The sequence below is a fragment of the Paenibacillus sp. 01T422 genome (genome assembly GCF_056398785.1).
On sequence record NZ_JBFTQB010000978.1, the window covers coordinates 1 to 2,288 of the forward strand.

Here is a 2,288-nt window from a genome sequence, read left to right on the forward strand (position 1 = left end):
GTTAAAGATACGGGGGTTGGCATACCTATAGAAGACAAGCAGCGGATATTCGAAGTTAAAGATACGGGGGTTGGCATACCTATAGAAGACAAGCAGCGGATATTCGAACGGTTCTATCGGGTAGAAAAGCATCGTTCTAGGGATGAAGGAAGCGCGGGTCTCGGTTTATCAATTGCAAAGTGGATTGTGGAATCCCATCAAGGCACAATTAAAGTTGAGAGTGTTGTAAATCAGGGAAGTACCTTTACGGCGAAGTTCTCATACTTTGAATAAGCGATGCCCTTACTCTTGATAGCAAAGAGGAGGGCATTTTTTTTCATTTACCGTACTTTTACTTTTCAAAGTTATAGTTACTTATGTGAAGAACAAGAACAACAACGAAACGAAAGGACGAATGAAACATGAAACCACGTAAGCCTTGGATAAAAAAAGTGTTTCTTATAGCTGTGATTGCCGGAGTAATCGGAACCGGTGTTGGCGTAGCAGCAAAGATGGACAGGCCTGACTACAAGGAAGCATTCAACCATGCTAAACAAAGTGCCCAACCATATATATCGAAAGGTAACGATAAGGCGTTGGCAGGTAAAGGTGCAAACCTTGAGAAAGGCAAGCGTGAAGGAGGCTATGAGCATCATGATGATGGCATGACGGCTGGCATGGCGATAGGAGGTACAGTCTTAGCAGCTGGACTTCTGTTCTTGATTATTCGTCGAAGAAAAAGAGATGGCGGTATCCTTAAAACTAAGAGTACGCATGCCATGATCACCACTTCAGATTTCTTGGATCAATGGGAAAACAAACAAACCAATTCAAAGGAGACGAACTAATATGGGTATCTTTAGAAGAGTGAAAGAGTTGTTCTTAGCGGAGACGAATGGACTAATTGATAAGTGTGAACAGCCTCTCAATATGGTGAATCAATATATGCGGGAATTCGATCTAGAGCTTGCGAAAGGACAAAAAGCATTAGCGAATCAGTTGTTCATTGAAAGAAGACAAGCCGCGTTAATTGCCGAGACCCATACTCAAATTGAAAAAAGAGACCGCCAATCTAGGCTTGCTGTGAAACAAGGCGAAGAGCACATTGCAAAGCTGGCAATTCAGGAAAAACTGCTGCAAGAGAAAAAACTGGCAACATACCAATCACAATACGCTACTATTCAAGAACAGACGAAGGTGCTTGAGGAAAGAATCGCTCAATTGCTAGTTCAGTCTGAAGAATTTAACCATCGTCGTTTATTGTTAGCGTCGCGAGCCAATGTGGCAAGTTCTTTGAAGGAGATGTCTCAAAGCGTCGTTTCGTTTCAAACTGACAATGTAACTAAGGGCTTTGCTCGCGCAGAAGAGAAGGTAATGTTGATTGAAGCAGAATTGGAAGCCATGCAGCGGTTTCAATCACCTGTCAAACGTTCCGCACCGCAATATTTGGATCCAGGCCTCAAAGACAATATTGAAAAAGCTTTGGAAGAATTAAAGCTGCAAACAGAAGATTAACAACGTAGACAAGCCAGGACAGAGAATGCTCAGTCCTGGCTTGTCTTATTTGACATAATACTTAGAAAATTAAGAAAAATACCTAGGATTTTAATGCTTACAGCGGGTTATGGCGCGGGACACGAACTAGCAGCATACGCGACTAAAGAGTATTGTCATCAACATGGACTTGCTAACGTTCAAATCATAGATTTAATGAAAGAAGCTTATCCGCTATTAAACGATGGTCCTGATCCAGAGTTTACACCRCAATTGTTGGAYCTTCTCTCCAAWTATCAGATYAAAGCCRCATTYTTTGTACTTGGGKCYAAAGCGGAGAAGTATCCAGATATCATTCTACGAATTCATCATGAAAGTCATCTGATTGGTATTCATAATTATGTCCATTGGACGAACGCACTTATGACCCCGGGAAAAACTTCGTGTCTTTCGCTAAAAGACTCTCAGTTATGTGCATTTTGCAAAAGTCACCTCCAAGATAATTTAATATGCTCAATGTTTAATTTTCGTTGAGGAGAAATGGATTTAATGGGAGGGTTTGCAACCAAGCAGAATTAATAGTGGAAAATCTTTATCATATATACCATCCGTATAGGTTCAGTTCATCGAATTGATCGTTCAAAATCTTGAATACCTTAAAATCTTTCTATACATTGTTTTGTCTTTAAGCGTATTAAAAATACTCATATCTGGCCCAGTATTAATCTCTAGAATCCATGGCTTCATATTTGAATCAATAGCAATATCAACTCCGAAAGCTTTTTTTCTTCTATAACTTTCTCCGAGAACAATAC

General features: G+C 40.3%; 5 protein-coding genes. 4 read left to right on the forward strand and 1 reads right to left on the reverse strand.

Features of this window, described 5'->3' with window-relative positions:
• The 4 genes from AC1DUA_RS34365 to AC1DUA_RS34380 all read left to right on the forward strand — a co-directional run.
• Positions 1–273, forward strand: a 273-nt coding sequence (locus AC1DUA_RS34365) for a sensor histidine kinase (RefSeq protein ID WP_477504007.1), incomplete at its 5' end; no start/stop codon positions are given.
• Positions 274–401: 128 nt separating this feature from the next.
• Positions 402–827 carry an LPXTG cell wall anchor domain-containing protein gene (locus AC1DUA_RS34370; protein WP_477504008.1) on the forward strand — a complete coding sequence of 142 codons (426 nt, stop codon included), beginning with the start codon at positions 402–404 and terminating at the stop codon, positions 825–827.
• Position 828: 1 nt separating this feature from the next.
• On the forward strand, positions 829–1,494 hold the full coding sequence (locus tag AC1DUA_RS34375) for a PspA/IM30 family protein (RefSeq protein WP_477504009.1): 666 nt from the start codon (positions 829–831) through the stop codon (positions 1,492–1,494).
• Positions 1,495–1,689: 195 nt separating this feature from the next.
• Positions 1,690–2,007, forward strand: coding sequence for a polysaccharide deacetylase family protein (locus AC1DUA_RS34380; RefSeq protein ID WP_477504010.1), 318 nt, complete (start codon positions 1,690–1,692; stop codon positions 2,005–2,007).
• 105 nt (positions 2,008–2,112) lie between these two features.
• Here the strand turns inward: AC1DUA_RS34380 and AC1DUA_RS34385 are convergent, their stop codons facing one another.
• On the reverse strand, positions 2,113–2,286 hold the full coding sequence (locus AC1DUA_RS34385; protein ID WP_477504011.1) for a YheC/YheD family protein: 174 nt from the start codon (positions 2,284–2,286) through the stop codon (positions 2,113–2,115).
• Between the last annotated feature and the right edge of the window lie 2 nt (positions 2,287–2,288).